General features: G+C 42.5%; 19 protein-coding genes. 9 read left to right on the forward strand and 10 right to left on the reverse strand.

From position 1 onward, the window contains the following. Nucleotides 1–7: 7 nt before the first annotated feature. Nucleotides 8–619 (reverse strand): HAD family hydrolase, encoded by a 612-nt coding sequence (locus tag WC788_01135; protein ID MFA6096213.1) that lies wholly within the window; start codon nucleotides 617–619, stop codon nucleotides 8–10. Nucleotides 620–673: 54 nt separating this feature from the next. On the opposite strand from WC788_01135, the gene WC788_01140 reads away from it, so the two are divergent. From WC788_01140 to WC788_01155, 4 genes are all read left to right on the forward strand, one after another. Continuing rightward, nucleotides 674–832: a hypothetical protein gene (locus WC788_01140; GenBank protein ID MFA6096214.1), complete on the forward strand. Its 159-nt coding sequence runs from the start codon at nucleotides 674–676 to the stop codon at nucleotides 830–832. A gap of 262 nt (nucleotides 833–1,094) precedes the next feature. Next, nucleotides 1,095–1,358, forward strand: coding sequence for a hypothetical protein (locus WC788_01145; GenBank protein MFA6096215.1), 264 nt, complete (start codon nucleotides 1,095–1,097; stop codon nucleotides 1,356–1,358). A 94-nt stretch (nucleotides 1,359–1,452) separates the two neighbouring features. Beyond that, nucleotides 1,453–2,316: a polysaccharide deacetylase family protein gene (locus WC788_01150; protein MFA6096216.1), complete on the forward strand. Its 864-nt coding sequence runs from the start codon at nucleotides 1,453–1,455 to the stop codon at nucleotides 2,314–2,316. Further along, nucleotides 2,317–2,886: a DNA-3-methyladenine glycosylase gene (locus WC788_01155; GenBank protein MFA6096217.1), complete on the forward strand. Its 570-nt coding sequence runs from the start codon at nucleotides 2,317–2,319 to the stop codon at nucleotides 2,884–2,886. Between the two features lie 23 nt (nucleotides 2,887–2,909). Here WC788_01155 and WC788_01160 read toward each other — a convergent pair whose 3' ends face one another. Beyond that, nucleotides 2,910–3,080, reverse strand: coding sequence for a hypothetical protein (locus tag WC788_01160; protein ID MFA6096218.1), 171 nt, complete (start codon nucleotides 3,078–3,080; stop codon nucleotides 2,910–2,912). Between the two features lie 173 nt (nucleotides 3,081–3,253). After that, a complete protein-coding gene (locus WC788_01165; GenBank protein ID MFA6096219.1) occupies nucleotides 3,254–3,646 on the reverse strand; it encodes a hypothetical protein in 393 nt (130 codons plus the stop codon). A 183-nt stretch (nucleotides 3,647–3,829) separates the two neighbouring features. On the opposite strand from WC788_01165, the gene WC788_01170 reads away from it, so the two are divergent. Next, complete coding sequence (locus WC788_01170; protein ID MFA6096220.1) at nucleotides 3,830–4,033, forward strand: hypothetical protein; 204 nt, start codon at nucleotides 3,830–3,832, stop codon at nucleotides 4,031–4,033. Between the two features lie 157 nt (nucleotides 4,034–4,190). Here WC788_01170 and ruvA read toward each other — a convergent pair whose 3' ends face one another. Further along, a complete protein-coding gene (gene ruvA, locus WC788_01175) occupies nucleotides 4,191–4,766 on the reverse strand; it encodes a Holliday junction branch migration protein RuvA (GenBank protein MFA6096221.1) in 576 nt (191 codons plus the stop codon). A gap of 204 nt (nucleotides 4,767–4,970) precedes the next feature. Here ruvA and rpsT point away from each other — a divergent pair, with 204 nt between their 5' ends. Next, a complete protein-coding gene (rpsT, locus tag WC788_01180) occupies nucleotides 4,971–5,270 on the forward strand; it encodes a 30S ribosomal protein S20 (GenBank protein MFA6096222.1) in 300 nt (99 codons plus the stop codon). A gap of 111 nt (nucleotides 5,271–5,381) precedes the next feature. On the opposite strand, the gene holA is transcribed toward rpsT, so the two are convergent. The 3 genes from holA to polA all read right to left on the reverse strand — a co-directional run bounded on the left by holA (nucleotide 5,382) and on the right by polA (nucleotide 10,891). Next, nucleotides 5,382–6,470 carry a DNA polymerase III subunit delta gene (gene holA / locus WC788_01185; protein MFA6096223.1) on the reverse strand — a complete coding sequence of 363 codons (1,089 nt, stop codon included), beginning with the start codon at nucleotides 6,468–6,470 and terminating at the stop codon, nucleotides 5,382–5,384. 285 nt (nucleotides 6,471–6,755) lie between these two features. Next, complete coding sequence (locus WC788_01190) at nucleotides 6,756–7,829, reverse strand: DUF3048 domain-containing protein (GenBank protein ID MFA6096224.1); 1,074 nt, start codon at nucleotides 7,827–7,829, stop codon at nucleotides 6,756–6,758. Between the two features lie 284 nt (nucleotides 7,830–8,113). Then, the gene (gene polA, locus WC788_01195) at nucleotides 8,114–10,891 is read right to left on the reverse strand and encodes a DNA polymerase I (GenBank protein MFA6096225.1); all 2,778 of its coding nucleotides are present in this window, start codon (nucleotides 10,889–10,891) and stop codon (nucleotides 8,114–8,116) included. A gap of 321 nt (nucleotides 10,892–11,212) precedes the next feature. Between polA and WC788_01200 the strand changes: the two genes are divergently transcribed. Then, nucleotides 11,213–11,620 (forward strand): hypothetical protein, encoded by a 408-nt coding sequence (locus WC788_01200; GenBank protein MFA6096226.1) that lies wholly within the window; start codon nucleotides 11,213–11,215, stop codon nucleotides 11,618–11,620. Nucleotides 11,621–11,702: 82 nt separating this feature from the next. On the opposite strand, the gene WC788_01205 is transcribed toward WC788_01200, so the two are convergent. The 3 genes from WC788_01205 to tsaE all read right to left on the reverse strand — a co-directional run bounded on the left by WC788_01205 (nucleotide 11,703) and on the right by tsaE (nucleotide 13,085). Further along, the gene (locus tag WC788_01205) at nucleotides 11,703–12,164 is read right to left on the reverse strand and encodes a hypothetical protein (GenBank protein MFA6096227.1); all 462 of its coding nucleotides are present in this window, start codon (nucleotides 12,162–12,164) and stop codon (nucleotides 11,703–11,705) included. A gap of 78 nt (nucleotides 12,165–12,242) precedes the next feature. Next, a complete protein-coding gene (locus WC788_01210; protein MFA6096228.1) occupies nucleotides 12,243–12,551 on the reverse strand; it encodes a hypothetical protein in 309 nt (102 codons plus the stop codon). Between the two features lie 81 nt (nucleotides 12,552–12,632). Further along, on the reverse strand, nucleotides 12,633–13,085 hold the full coding sequence (gene tsaE, locus WC788_01215; GenBank protein ID MFA6096229.1) for a tRNA (adenosine(37)-N6)-threonylcarbamoyltransferase complex ATPase subunit type 1 TsaE: 453 nt from the start codon (nucleotides 13,083–13,085) through the stop codon (nucleotides 12,633–12,635). Between the two features lie 267 nt (nucleotides 13,086–13,352). On the opposite strand from tsaE, the gene WC788_01220 reads away from it, so the two are divergent. Both WC788_01220 and WC788_01225 read left to right on the forward strand, forming a co-directional pair. Continuing rightward, nucleotides 13,353–14,489: a DHH family phosphoesterase gene (locus tag WC788_01220; GenBank protein MFA6096230.1), complete on the forward strand. Its 1,137-nt coding sequence runs from the start codon at nucleotides 13,353–13,355 to the stop codon at nucleotides 14,487–14,489. 85 nt (nucleotides 14,490–14,574) lie between these two features. After that, nucleotides 14,575–16,338, forward strand: a complete 1,764-nt coding sequence (locus tag WC788_01225; protein MFA6096231.1) for a GspE/PulE family protein — start codon at nucleotides 14,575–14,577, stop codon at nucleotides 16,336–16,338. Nucleotides 16,339–16,373 lie beyond the last annotated feature (35 nt).

Raw genomic sequence — 16,373 nt, forward strand, 5'->3', positions numbered from 1 at the left:
TCTGACTCTAAATAACCGACGCCTTCACTTGATCTATACCATTATATAAAAATGCCCGAATTCCAAATCTTGACGCAACATCGATGTTATTTTGGATATCGTCGAAATATACGACCTCATCAAGCTTCAGTTCCGGGAATTCCTTTTTCAGTTCCGCCGCCACCTGATCCCAGAATTCTTCATGGCATTTCCGAAATCCGATGCGACATGAGATAAAATGACCGTCAAAGATATCCCCGAAGCCCATCTCCCTCAAAAGAAATTCCGCCCTGTTTGCCATCTGATCAGTGCATAAATAGCACTTCACTCCCCCGCCCCGGAGTTCTGCCACCAGAGAAACCAGATCCTTGTCCAGATATTTCCTCTCGAAATCGAACTGCCGCTCAAAATAATCCCCGGCCGATCCGGTCCATCCGAATTTTTCAAGATATGGCATAATGCATATTTGCGCATCAGCCTTCCCCTCTGAACATTGCCGGCTGTCCTCTCCCTGATAGAATGCATTCAGACTCTCTTGAGCATCCTCATATCCCTGCCTCTGCAATTCTTTACTGAAATAGTGAGGGAGATTTATCAAAACTCCATCGACATCGAATAGTACGACCTTGGTTCCATTCATAATGTTTTTTGCAGAAGATTTGATCATTTCTTTTTGCCATATAAGATCCTTTGAATGAACAAAACGAACCATAGGGTTCCATTTAAGATCGAAATTGCGGCGGAAGAATATAATCCGAGACTCCAGAAAGCAATGGACATGGCGAACAGGCCGACAAAGGTCGGGATCGAGGCTTGGAACTTTATGGGTCCAGTTTTTTCCTTAAAGCCATAATAAGCCTGAAAGATCAGTGAAACGGAAAAAAGCACGTTTGCAACTGATATAACACCGTCTTGCCAGATCATATTTTTTTGGTTATTGGTAAATAAAAAATCTCTGCTGCTGCTCCATATATATTATATCGCAATAACGTATCGGTTTCAAACAAAACCATCACAAACATCATAAAATATGGATCATGAAGACTAAACCTGTGACTTAGATCATTGACATCGTTTCCTTTTCCTGCTTTATTTATTATATTTCCAATATAAAATTGGAAAAAGGAGGAATCAACATACAAACCAAAGAAGAAAGACTTCTCAACACGATTAGTGAAATGTTTTATGCCGCACCGGCGCTTCTGCACCCGCTTGTGAGAAAATGCCATGACGAAAACTTCGAAATACCCGCGGATATAAAAAATATTCTGGAAAAAAAAGGATTCATTATCGATGGAACAGTGCCCGAAAATATCAAGCAATTCATCGTCAAAAACATAAAAATAACCGGAAAAAACAGAATTTCCATGACAATGTAAGAGACCTTTGATATTATCTTTCAAAGGGCTTTTTTTGAAGAACACAAAAAATACCGCTCTCGTCATAGTGTGTCTTGTATGATAAGCTATTGATATGAAAAAGAAATGCAAAATCCGGCTGGCTTTGATCCTATTCGCAATTGCGGCGTTTTTATCCGCGTTCTTTGTGCTGTCCTATGATCCTCCGGAAAAAATAACCATAAATTACGACAATGGGGACAGAGGCAAAATAATTAAAAACAGTCCGCAGGGCGACAAGCCCTCCGGAGATAGCATTAAAAAAGAAAATACCGAGACGATCGATCGGCAAGCTACTGTTGAAAAATGGAAGGGAGAGGACATTTCCCGGATCAAGACGGATAAAAAATTCATCGCGCTGACATTTGACGGCGGAGCGAACGCGGATGGAGCTGGAAAGATATTATCTATTTTGAAAGATAACGGCATAAAAGGAACATTCTTCCTCACGGGAAAATTCATCGAAAAATATCCCGGTGAAACCGCAATGATATTCGCAAGCGGCGGCAATGTCGGAAATCATAGCTATTCCCATCCGTATTTTACGAAATTAACAGGCGAGGAGATCAACACCGAGCTTGAAAAAACCGAAAATGCCCTTTTGAAATTGAATTTGGAATTCCATCCTTTTTTCCGCTTTCCATACGGCGACAGGAATAGGGAGACAATTTACGCCATAAATGGCAAAAATTACATCAGCATAAGATGGACAGTCGATTCCCTGGGATGGGAAGGAACCTCCGGCGGAATGACAAAGGAATCGGTCGAAAGCAGGGTCCTTTCAAAAGCCGCTGCCGGCGCAATCGTCCTGATGCACCTTGGGACCAATCCCGACGACAAAACCCAACTTGATTCCGAGGCCCTGCCCGGAATAATCAGCGCATTAAAAACGCAAGGTTATGAATTTATGACAATGACGGAAATGCTTAATTATAAATAAATGGGTGCTTTACCGACATCATTTTACGATCGCCCTACTGAAATTGTTGCCAAAGAACTTCTTGGCAGTTTTTTATGCAGAGAAATAGGCGGCAAGGTTGTTAAGGGCAAGATCGTAGAAACGGAAGCGTATCTGGGAGTAAAAGATCTCGCCTGCCACACCTCAAAGGGAAAAACTCCGAGAAATGAGGTTATGTTCGGACCTCCTGGACGCGCCTATGTTTATTTCATATACGGCATGTATCACTGTTTCAATATTGTCTCAGAAAAAGAAGGAAATCCGTGTGCGGTTTTAATAAGAGCGCTAGAACCGACAGTCTTCTGCTCCGACAACACAAAATATAAACAACTGAATGGTCCTGCAAAACTTTGCAGAGAATTTAAAATAGATAAAGAGTTGAACGGCTGGGACCTGACATCCGGAAAAAAGCTTTGGATCGAAGATGGCGAAAAAATAGGACCAGATCGGATAAAAAAATCCAAGCGTATCGGCGTGGATTATGCGGGAGCCTGGAAAGATAAATTGCTGAGATTCTATATCAAAAATAATGAGTATGTTTCAAAAAAATAAAGGCTTGGAGATCAAGCCTCTTTTTAATTTATGTAGCCAAGGTCTTTCCATGCAAAATAGGTATCGCACATGAACCATAGAGCGAAAACTCCCATAAAAACTATTCCCATTACCGCTTCTTGGACTGATATATAGCCGATATTCAGCGCAAACTGCGCTCCCAAAACAAAAAGGCCATTTATCAGAACTACCATAATCAACAACGTCCTCATAATACTCTCACCTCTATAAAATTTTACCACTTAAACAACGAAAGTCAATGGACCCTGCTCTGCTAAGCTGCGAAGTACCGGCCCGTATGGTTCCGATAATGAAATAAAAAAGCGCGCTTATTGCCCGCTCTGTGTTCTGCAAAACCGATATGGTTTTATTCCATAAATACCTTTATAACATTCTTGATGTCCTCCTTCGTTTTTCCCCTTATTTCTTTCGATACCTCGATCCTGGCCATAACACCCTTAAGGTATGCCTTAACCTCATTTTCATACCTTATCTCGGAAAGCGTATTCAGGATGTTCCTCAAGATCTGAACATTCAGCATGCTTTCTTTCGTTTCATATATTTCCCTCTCAAGAATTTCTTCATGAAGCTCGATCAGGGTTTCAAGGCGCATGCATCTTTGTTCCCGATATCCCTTCAGCAGGATGCCGGTTATATTTCCTCCGCTTTTCACATTTTTGTTTATTTTCAGGTTCTGATACAGCAGATCCAGAACTTTATCTTTCAGTTCCGGAGGCGCATATTTGATCACTTCGATCATAATTTTCCTCCAAAAAGACAATAACAGTGAAATTGTATCCTGTCAACAATCCCAAAATATGCAAGGTCTTTCTCTCGATGACTTCATCGCTTCAATTCCGACGGATGTTCCCAGATTATAATCCCCCGGTAATCCTTGCCTTATGCTTTATTTGTGTTACAATGGCGAAAAAGGAGGGACTTAATGCCGAGAGAAGAAAGTTTTGAAGACTGGTGGAACAGGACATATTTGGAAAATATCGAAGAAAAGATCAAGAACGGAACTCCGCTATCTGAATTGGAATGGAGCATCCATTCAACAAACCAAGATTGCAGAGGATCAGCAATCGTTTTTATAATATCATTTATAATAACCCCGCTTCTCCTCTATATCATCGTAATGACCTAATCAAGCACGGAAATAGCACCGTGCTTTTTCTATTTTTTAAAGACAGACCACATTAAAAAAACAAGTCATACGAATAATATTACTCACGGTTTCCAATGAAGAAAGGATATCATTTTTCCATTCGCCTTGTGATATGACATAAACGCCAGTGAATCGCCTACTTTCGTCCAAGCTCTTTCAATGCCATCTTAATTCTTTCGCCGACATCCTTTATCTCGGGAGAAATTTCCGACAGCGCTTTCTTCGCCTGGAATGAGCTGTATCCCAGACTCACCAAAGCCTCAAAGGCATCAGAATGGTCGCTGATCTCCTTGCCTTTCTCCTCCGATCTGTCGACATCGGAAATTGAGAATTTGTTCTTGAGCTCCAAAATGATACGCTCCGCCGTTTTTTTCCCGATCCCGGAAACGCGAGTCAGGATGCTTGAATCCTCTTTCGCGATCGCGATCTTGATCGTTCTCGAATCCGCAAGAGACAGTACACCGAGAGCCGTTTTCGGTCCGATCCCCGAAACAGAGATCAGATGCTCAAAAAGCTCCAGATCCCCATAATCCGGAAACCCGTAAAGAGTGAGCGCATCTTCCCGGACGTTCAGATATGTGAAAAACTCCACCGTGTCTCCAATCTTGCTTGAATCGGACAAAGCGAACACCTTATATCCTATGTTTCCCGTAGACACAATGACAAACTTTTCTTTTTTCAGAATAACTTGCCCTTTTACGTATGAGATCATGTGCGTGAGTTAGGAATTACAGATTAAAAATCGGAAAATTGGAACTGCACAAACGATCACCGTTTCATGTTCCATGTTTCACGTTTCATGTTTATATGATAATGCCATTTGACAATTCCAGCAAATTGTAATAGTATGCAATTAACGTAAACGCTGGAATTTACACGAAATTAACCTAAATAATAATCTTAAAACTACAGAATTATGCCAATGACACAATCTGCAAGGAAAGCCCTGAAGCAAAACATAAAGAAAAGGGAGCGGAATCTCGCAAAAAGCAATCATATAAAAAAGCTCATGAAGGATCTCAACACATTTTTAAATAGTCTTGAAAAATCCTCGAAAAAAGTCACCGCCGAAAACAAGAAGGAAGCCTATGCGAAACTGTCGGAAGTATATCAGGCAGTCGACAAGGCCGTGAAAAAGGGAGTTTTGAAAAAGAATACCGCTGCAAGAAAGAAATCAAACCTCGCCCAGAAGATCAATAAGATCGAGAAAAAATAATAAGGCAGTTATAATATAGAAAACAAAAAGACGTACCCAAAAAAACAAAACGAGGAATAGACCCAAACAAACCGCCCAAAAGGCGGTTTGTTTTATATCCAAAAATATTTTTTATGCGATCGATACGACCAGAAGATCAAGGGCCAATCCGGACTCCATCTTCCCCGTCTTTATGGCGACATCGGCGTCATAGAGCTTCCGATAGATCTTCTTCAGGTCCGGCAGCTTGAAATTACGGCACTGCTCGATGGTTTTTTTCACGACAAAGGGATGCATTTTGGCTCTCTGGGCCACCTGAGAATCAGAAAGACCTTCTTCCAAAAGATCTTTTATGATAAGCAGATTCCGGAATTGCCTGATCAGCATTGTCAAAATGTATATCTCATTCACTCCCTTCTCGATCTGCATATTAAGCATGAGTATCGCTTTTTGCCTGTCTCTCCGGCTTATGCTGTCTGTCAGGCTGAAAATATTCATATCCACCTTGGACCTCACAAGAAGTTCGACATCCTCTTTCGTGATATCCCTTTCTTCGGCAAAGCAAACGAGCTTCCCGATCTCGTTGTCCGCCTCCCAGAGATTATAGGACTGCGTGACCTTCTTGTTCCTGTCGCGCTGGGAAAAGCCTTTTCCGAGCGATACGGAAAGAATGTCCAGAGCGTCTTTCTTGATATTTCCTCCGCTTTTTTCTATCCTTTGCCAGATCCACGCGTCAAAACTGCGATCAACGGGAAGCAGGAATTCCTTCAATTCCGCCATCCCCTCTTTTTCAAGACGCACAAGCTCTTTGTAGGTTTTTTTTCTCTGGTCCACGCTCTCCTCGATGATGAACAGTTCGATGCCGTCTTTGGGTTTTGCAAAATATTTCAGTATCATATCGTCTTTTGCACTGCCTTTATCTTCATCCGTTTCATCCTCAGAATATCCTTTTTCTTTCTTCTTCTTTGAAACTGAAAGGACATTTTTCAGGATCAGCAGTTTATCGGAACTGAAAAGCGAATCGGATGAAAGGCCGACCTGGAGCCGGGACATCTTTTCCCGCTCATCGGCAGAGTCATATTTCCAATCGATCTGGTAAATATTCATAGCGCCATGTTTTTTTGCAAAATCGGCTTTCCTTTTTGCGAGTTCTTCGGAAATACTAAAATCGTCCTCCCCGAACCAGAAATGAATTGTTTTTTTATCTTCGTCCTTTGGCATAATAATATATCTTTATAGGATTTCTATATCTTCCATCCATTCCATAAAAAATCAAAATGTAAATATCAAAAATAAAAATGACAGATCAAAATGATAAAAAGCTTGCATTTAATAACCAATAATCAAGAAACAAACACCAAACAAACTTCAATTACCAAATGAACATAATGCGGAGGGTTTGATTATTACAAATTGGTTATTGTCTGATTATTGTATCTTGATGTTTGGTGATTTTAAATTTTACATTATCATTTTCCATTTTGATATTTGATCTTTTCATTTTCGTCACTCGACGCTCCACGCCACTTTCTGATTCGGCTGGACGACCTGGATCCAGATCTTGCCCCTCACAAACTTAACTTCTTCTCCGGATTCGTTATAGAAAAATATCTTGCTTTTTTGGTCTCCGCTGTCTTTCTTCCACGTGCCCTTTATTTCCCATCCGTTCTGATAGATGATTGCATCCCCCTTTCCTTCTATGTCCATGTCATTATATTGCCCATCAACCTGCCTGGACGCTGCGAACATGATCACAACATCCTTCGCTTCGATCTGCTGCCCGGTCAATTTGTCCACATCTTTTTTATCCCCCTTGAACCTGAAATATGAATTTGTCTTGGAATCATAATCATAATCAACCTTGAAAATGGAAGGGTATCCTATGGTCAACTTTCCGTTTTTCCCCTGCGGATTCTCTTCATCATAGAATTTATAGCTTTCAAAAATGCTTTCCTGCCGATAGCCCATTCTTTTCGCATAATCCGCCATCCTTTCAATGGTCGTAAATCCGTCATGGGGCTTTGGAGGCCCCGCTTTCCTATAGAAAACGCTTCCATCGAGATAAAGGGCGTTGATATTGTCCATGATCTTATTGTCCAGTTTTTCCAAAGCCAGATAGGATCCTCCCCAATGCGCATATATGGCATCGAATCCCATGGCAAGCGGTATGAAATCATGCCGGGAACTTCTTATGCTTCCGATCTCTTTGGGATCATTGCAGACAAAAACAGCCATGTATCTTGTTATGCTGTCGGTGATCACCGGCATTTCAACAACAATGTCAGCATCGGCGATCCCCGAGAGAGGCCACGCCTCAAGATCCCCCGCCATCATGACCGCAAAGGGGCGCCTCTTCGCGTTGTCGCACTCGGTTCCCGTGTAGGGATTGGCATCCTTTTTCGGTTCCTCGGCCTCGTCTTCCTCCGGATTCGGATTTTGCGCCGGCGTATCCGTGCCGTCATTCTCTATGCTGATCGATCTGTCCCCCATCCAGCTTTGCGGATTGGAGGCGAAAACACCGGTTGCAAGAAGCGCAAAGGAAGCCAAAACTATCATTATCTTTTTCTTTTTCTCCGCCATTTTTTTATTTAAAACTTATTTTATATAAGTAGTTCCTATTGAAATAGTATGATGTTGGCTGTATTGCGAGGAGGTACGATCCCGATATTCATCGGGACAAGCTCCGCAATCTCTGAGATAAGCCGAAAAAATTATAGAATAAGGCATAATTTGCATAGTATCGGGATTGCCACGGCTCTGCTGAGCCTCGCAATACACTTGAAATCATCATTATTTCAACAGAAACTAATTTATTATTACTTCTATATTATATAATAGGCCATGGACAAATACAACCTGAAAAGCTAAACCTCCTCCATTTCTTCCCAATTATCCCCGATCTTAACATCCACCTCGATCGGCACCGGAAAATCTATTTTCTTTCCGTCAAGCTCAAGGTGGCCGTTTTCCATGATGCGCTTTATATCCGTGCTTGCCTCATCCGCATTTTCATTCTTGATCGAAAATACGAGCTCATCATGCACCTGCAGGAGCATCCAAACCGCATCTTCATTTTTCCGGTTGTAGTCTTCGATCCATTTATCCAGCTTTATCATGGCGATCTTGATGATGTCAGCCGCGGTTCCCTGGATCGGCATGTTGATGGCCATCCTTTCCGCCGCATTCTTCACGATCGCATTCGGAGATTTAAGTTCCGGAAGATATCTCCTTCTGCCCCAAAGCGTTTCGGCATAGCCTTTTTCCCTCGCATCCGTTTTTGATCTCTCGATATATTTTGCAACCGCCGAAAATCTTTTCATATAGCTGTCAATGAATTTTTTAGCCTTGGCGCGATCGATCCCCGCCGATTGGGAAAATCCATAAACGCTCATTCCATAGATCACGCCGAAATTCAGCGCCTTTGCCGCCCTCCTCATTTCAGGAGTGACCTTGTCTATCGGAACTTCGTTGACCTCGGCCGCCGTTGCTGCATGAATATCAAGCCCCTTGTTGAAAATATCTTTCATTATCCTGTCATCCGCGATCATGGCGATGATCCTGAGCTCGATCTGCGAATAATCGCAGGAAACCAGTTTTCTTTTCGGTTCCGCAATGAAAGCCCTCCTGATCCTGCGCCCTTCTTCCGTCCTGACGGGAATATTCTGAAGATTCGGGTCCGAGGAAGAAAGCCTGCCGGTGGATGTGACATCCTGATTGAATGTCGTGTGAAGCCTTTTCGTCCTCTTGTTCACAAGCTTCGGCAGGGCGTCGATATACGTATTCTTCAGTTTCGTGAGCTCTTTGTATTGCGATATGAAATCAATGATTATATGTTTGTCGCGCAGCTTTTCCAGCTCGGTGGAAGCGACCGAATATCCCGTCGTAGTCTTTTTGATATCTGCTGTCGGAAGCTTCATTTTTCCGAAAAGGACCTCGGAAAGCTGCTGAGAGGAATTTATGTTGAAAGTATCATCGCCGGAAAGCTTGTGGATGTTTGCGGAAAGCTTGGTTACTTTCTCTTCAACCTCATTTGAAAGATTCTTGAGTATCACCGAATCTATCTTCACACCCCTAGCCTCCATTTTTGAAAGTATTCTTAAGAGTGGCATATCGATCTTGTGAAAAAGATCCTTCATCCCCGCCTTCTCGAGTTCGCTTTCGAGCTTTTCCATAAGTTCAAATGAAACCCCAAGATTTGCGGTCTCTTTGGATTCGCCTTTTTCCGTTTTTCCTTTTTTCTCAAAGATGATCTCGCCCGAAGGCACAGTTTCAAGATAGCTGAAAATGATCTTATCCTCGCCATAGTCCCTTTTTCCCGGATCAAGGAGATAGGCTGCGATCTTGGAATCGAAATACAGGCCATCAATCGCAATTCCGTTTTCAAGAAGCGTTTCTATGTCCGGTTTCAGGAAAAATCCTATCTTTTTCAACCCGGCATCTTCCAGAAAAGGCTTCAAGGCGCCCAGATCGCCGGGCAGCTCTCCTTTGGAAGCCGAGAAAAGATCAAGCTTATTCTCCGATTTCTTGATTGGTATCTTATAAGCTTTGCCTTTTCCAAAATAAAAAGATATGGATATGATATCCCCGCCCGAAGTTCCGTCTTCGCGCTCGGTTCTCATGGCAATATTTTCCTGTTTTTTGAGCTCATCGAGGAAGCGCTTGAACTCAGTATCGCTTTCAATCAAAACGCATTTTATATTTTTTGAACTTGCTGTCTTTTCCTTGGGCCTTTCAGATCTTTCCAGGGTATTCACATTCTCGACTCTTTCGATGAGGCTGTAGAACTCAAGCTCTTTAAAAAGCTTATTGAGCTCGTTTTTGTCGTAATCGCCCCAAACCGCTTTTACAAGGTCCAATTCCACATCAACATCCCTCTTGATCGTGGCAAGCTCCCTGCTCATCATAGCTTCCTTTTTCTGAGCGACGAGCTTTTCCCGGACTTTCGGCTTAATAAGATCCCCACTCTTTCCTTTTTCCAGGGCTTCATAGATCCCCTCCATAGTTTTGAATTTTTTCAGAAGATCTGTCGCCCCTTTTTCGCCTATTCCCTTTACGCCGGGAATGTTGTCGGAAGGGTCTCCGCGCAATCCCTTGAAATCAATGATCTGGTCCGGCGTAAGGCCGTATCTTTGACCAACCGCCGCGGCATCATAAATGACCGTATCTTTGATCCCCTTTCTCAAAGTGTAAACTTTCGTATTGTCATTGATCAGCTGAAGAACATCGAGATCCCCCGTAACGATCATTGTCTCGAGTTTTTCCTGTGCAGCTTTTTTGGCCAGCGTTCCGATGATGTCATCAGCTTCAAATCCTTTCTTTTCGACGATGGGAATATTCAGAACCCTCACCACATCTTTTATCTTAGGTATCTGGTCATAGAATTCCTGGTCCGGCTTCACCCTTCCCGCCTTGTATTTGTCATATATCTTGTCGCGGAAAGTTCCTCCGGCCACATCAAAAGCCGCAACCATATAATCCGGTTTCAGTTCCTTTATGACCCCCAACAGCACCGATGTGAACCCGTATACCGCATTGACCAGCTCGCCCTTTCTGGTTGTGAGGGGCGGAAGCGCATGATATGCTCTGTGCATCAGGGCGTTACCGTCAATTAAAATTAATTTTTTACTCTTCATCTTCGTCATTCGGGAATAATATTGATAATGATTAATTATAGCTTTTTTTATCCATCGGAGCAAAAAAATATTGCCAATTTTCATTTTTTCCCATACTATTATGAGCAGTATTTATGAATATAGGGGGGTATTGACAAAATTTGTGGATATGATATAATAAGCAGTTGATTTATGATCTTTGAATACAGTGCAATTTATAGCAGATTTAGAGCCCGCACAGGAAACGAGCTATAAAGCTGCTATAAATCTATGCATAGTAGCGGTTTAATCCCGAATCCTAGGAAATTGGGATTAAGCAATTGTATATGAAAAATTACGGAGGAAATGTATATGAGCAATGTAATATCAAGACTATTGGAACTGTTGTTTGGAAAGAAATTTGGCTTAAAAGAAGCCCGGCTACTGCAAGAAGCATTGGAAGATGGCAAGAAAGTGAGCATTGACACAGTAACTGCAATGCTTAACATTCTCGACGTCGAAAACACTGTTAAAGCAGACATCCAGAAGGAAGTTGCCATGATGACCAAAGAGGTCTCTGAGCTAAGCACGGCAAATACCCAGATAACAACTGCGGAAGAACAGGCAGAAAAAGCTCTGCTAGAACAGATCGAGCAGCTCAGGAAAGCAAGAGAGGAAGCTGCAACGGAAGCAGAAGAAGTTGTTGCTGCCAACACAGCAGCCAAGAAAGATCTCCAAGAAAACATCGAGGAGACGAACAGTCTAGCCATATATGGCTAAACCAAACAAGTAATAAGACCTTCTCAAAGAATGAGAAAACCACCTTATTACTTTTTTCATATCCAAAAAAAATGAGGAAATCCTATTCCTCTTTTTTATTATATTCTTTTTTGAAATACTCCTTCAGTTCAAGCTCACCCTTGTCTGTCATGTGAATAATTTGCTCAGCCGGATATTCCACGATTTTAACAAGGCTATTATTGATCAGGAAATCAACTGTGCCAGGAGGAGCATTGTTCTCGAAGTCAGACTTTTTCATCCCCTTTCTGTTGTTCCCGATCTCCATTCTGTTCTTTATGTTTTCCAAAACGATCATCGACCGGTATTCGGTGACATATTCCTGCACTTTGGCGGAAATCTCGATCTTGGAGTCTTCGCCTGGCGCAGCTATCCAGCCCAGTTTATCCTTAATCAGGAAGATCAGCCCGTCGGACGCCTCTTTTCTTAGGGAAGCAAGAGTTAATTCTCCATCTCTTATCCGGACAACAAGCCCGATAGCCTCCGGAAATGAAATATTTTCATCTATCTTATTAATTTCGTGCAATCAAATCACATCCTCTTAAGTCGCCCTTAAGTAATGTAAAATTATCAAAACATCGGGTCCTTGTCAATGACTCCCGATTCAAATTTCGTCCGGAGTTATCGTGTCAGGCTCTTCTTTGCTCTCTTTCAATTCTTCCTTAGACTCCCGCACTGCCCCTGCTCCCGGAACAGAACCTTCCAGCCTTTCAATTCTCCCCTTCAGTGACCCGATCTCATCGAGCAGGCTTCCATCAACTTTTTTTTCTTCCAGCACCTTGAGATCGTCCTTCAGTTTCGCTACTTCGGATTCCCTTTTTTGAACAGCCTGACTGATCTTAATATCGATCCTCTTTTCCAGCTTTTCTTCAAGGTCGCTTAATCTCCCGTCAAGATATGCTTTTGTGATCATAAAAAATCATTTTAACCTATTAGCATTTTAACATGTCGGCATGCTGATACAATAAAAATAATATCATTTGTCTCAGTTTCATTATGAAAGTTCGATTCTCCTGGTGTTTTCGTCAACGACCTCGAATTTCAAATTCAATCTTTTTCTGGGCAATGCTTCTTTGATCTTTTCGGGCCATTCAATGATGACTATATTGTTTTCTCCATGCAATATCTCTTCAAAACCGAGATCCGAGACTTCCTTCGCCTCCCGAATCCTATAGCAATCAAAATGATAAAGCGTATATTTCTTATTCTTTTTTGAGGAATATTTTTTCATTATCACAAAAGTCGGACTGTTTACGATCCCCCCGACTCCAAGTTCTTCGGCAAGCGATTTCGTAAATGCAGTTTTCCCGGAACCAAGTTCCCCCGAAAGGCAGATGAGCCAATTGGAGTTTTTTTTCTTGTTCGCCTCAAGCCATCCGCGAAGAAGGATCTTCGCCAGGACCCGCGTATCTGCCGGACTTTCCGAGAAAACGATTTTTCTTTTCATAATCTTTTTCAATAGATTTATTCCGTAACTCAGCCATAATCATCCCGTTAAACGGATATTTGTGGCTATGCTAATTATATCACTTCCTCAATGAATATATCAATCTGCAGCCTGGGCATACGCAAATCCTCGCAAAATCCGCACCCCCTTGACGAATGCTTGCCGATGTAATAGAATGTTTAGATTTAGACACAAATGGCTATTGACACCCGAAAAATATGCTGTTAGAATGTTTAATCAACCGATATAATACCTCTAATTAACGCTATGGCGCTTTCACCAAAAGAACAAATAATAGACCAGATCAACAAGAGCGAGACCATTTTGATATGTACCAGCAAAAACCCGAATGGTGATGCCCTAGGCGCTGCCTTGGGTTTTTATTTGGCCCTGAAGAAACTCGGGAAGAAAACCGATATAGTAAGCCCCACCGGAATAGTGAGCAAATATCTGTTCCTTCCGTCTGCGAACCTCATCACTCACAAACTGGAAGGCGCAAAGGACTATGTCCTTTCTTTGGACATAGATAAAGAGAAGCTGCAACAGCTCAGATACGAGGTCAGTGAAAAGAAACTGAGGATCTATATCACTGCAAAAAGCGGAGAATTGAAAGAAAACAACATATCGATCGAGTCTGCAAGATTCAAATATGACCTCATTATCGTCGTTGGAACGGGAGATCTTGAGAACCTGGGAACTATCTATGATGACAATTCGGAGCTCTTTTATGAAGCTCCGGTTGTTAATATAGATCACAATCCGTCAAATGAATATTTCGGAAAAATAAACCTTGTGGATGTCACGGTTTCATCCAGTTCGGAAATAATTTTCAACCTGATATCATCCATCGACGAAAAACTATTTGACGAAAACATATCGACAAATCTGCTTGCGGGAATCATCTCCGAAACAGAAAGCTTCCAGAACAAAAATACGACGCCAAAAGCATTCCTGGCGGCCGCATCGCTTGTTTCATTCGGGGCGAATAAACAGAATATAACCAGATTCCTATATAAGACGAAATCCATTTCACTCCTGAAACTGATGGGCAAGGTCATGTCCAATTTGAAATACAACAGCCAATACAAACTCGGATGGTCCGTCATCAATGAAGAGTTCGCGTCCGACGACGCGCAATTGGAAAACCTGCGGACAGCGATAAAAGAACTCGGCAGCAGTTCTCCGGAGTTCAGTCTTCTTTTTGTTCTTTTTAAGCAGAACAATGCGATAAAGGGAATTATAAATTTTTCGGAAAAAGCCCCCATAGACTCCCTCGCCAGATCGTTTGGCGGAGAAGTTGACAATGGACAGATCGTATTTGCCAGCAAGGAACAGCTCATAGAGAATGCGGAAAAAGAAACATTGAAAAATATCAAGGACTGGGCCGATGGCCTGAAAGGATAGATCCGCTTCCAAACTATTATCATATCGGTATCCGGCCTCGTGGCGGGGTATTTTTTATTTGTCATTTTTTTCTCAATAAAGTAAAATGAAGACAGATAACCATTTATCGTTCAATCATATGCAGCACACAACCAAACAAGACGGTACATCCGCAGAAAGCACAAAGGTCAAAGATAAGATACAAGAAGAAACCCTTAAGCGGCTATACCACAAGAGCGAGGAAGAAAAAGCGAATGGAGTCGCCACCAGATTCAAACTGCCATATGTTGATTTGAGCCTGATCCCGGTTACGGACGATGCAGTTAATGCGATATCCGAGGAAGAAGCAAAAAAAGCGAACCTTGCAGTGATCTATAAGGTCGGCAAGAAATATCAGGTTGCCGTAACGGATCCCGAAAATTACGAAACGAAAAAGCTTCTGGAAAAAATAAAAAAAGATGAAGGCATAAACTACAGCCTGGTCATTGTCTCCAGCGACAGCCTGAACAAGGCATGGTCAAGCTATGGCAAGGGCAGCGTCTCCGAAACCTACGAAAACCAGGGAATGTCATTGAAACAGGAAGATCTCACGGAATTCGAAAAAGGCATAAACAATCTCATTGAACTGAAAAAAAGGATAGCCGAAATACACACGACTGAAGTTTTTAATATAGTCATGGCAGGAGCCATAAAGACCAAGGCAAGCGACGTGCATATAGAACCGCAAGAGAATCAGATAAGATTGCGGTATAGGATCGATGGCGTGCTCCAGGATATAATCAATTTGCCGAAACAAGTCCATAAAACCATAGTTTCCAGGCTAAAAATGCTTTCAAAAATGAAATTAAACGTGTCAGATGTCCCCCAGGATGGACATTTCAGCATCGAACTTGAAAATACTACTGTCAACATCAGGGCCTCGATCCTCCCCACCAGTTTCGGAGAAAGCATCGTAATGAGGCTTCTCTCGGAAAGCTCTATAGGCCTGAAACTGGATGAGCTTGGCTTCAATCAATATTATCTCGAGTTCATCGAAGAACAAATGCTGAAACCGAATGGAATGGTCCTCACTACCGGACCGACCGGAAGCGGAAAAACCACGACGCTATACGCCATGATACATCGCCTCAATGAGCCGAGTGAAAAGATCATAACTCTGGAAAATCCGGTGGAATATAAAGTGGAAGGCATAACCCAGACCGAGGTCGGAGAAAATATGCAGATAACATTTGCCGAGGGCCTGAGATCGGTCGTCAGGCAAGACCCTGATATCATAATGGTCGGAGAGATCAGAGATGCCGAAACTGCCGAAACTGCCGTTCAGGCCGCTCTAACCGGACATCTGGTGCTCTCGACGCTACACACGAACAGCGCTGCCGGCGCGATTCCAAGGCTTCTCCATCTCAAAGTGAATCCCGCCTTGATCGCACCGTCCATAAACGCGATAATCGCCCAGAGACTCGTCAGAAAACTCTGCACGCACTGCAAAGAAGAATATGTACCTGCCCAAGAAACAATAGACAAGGTCAAGGAAATAATCGACCAGATCCCAAAAAATGACGGCTTGGGCATTCCGACGGAAATCAAGGTTCTCTACAGGAGCAGAGGATGCGCAAAGTGCAACTTCATCGGATATTCAGGACGAATCGGAATATATGAAATGTTCGGCATGTCGCCCGGCATAGAAAAGATCATCTTGGGCGATACATCGTCATCTCAAATGCTTGAAGCGGCTCGAAAAGACGGAATGATAACCATGAAAGAAGACGGGATACTGAAAGCGCTGAATGGCGTAACTTCGCTCGAAGAAATAAGAAGGGTCACCGGAGAAATTTTCAGCAAAAAGGAACTGATGAATAAAGAATTATAATATCCCCTATCAAAAATACCCCGCCACAGCGGGGG

This window comes from Candidatus Paceibacterota bacterium (assembly GCA_041661265.1).
In the GTDB taxonomy this organism is placed as follows: Bacteria; Patescibacteriota; Minisyncoccia; order JAHIHE01; family JAGLIN01; genus JBAZUT01.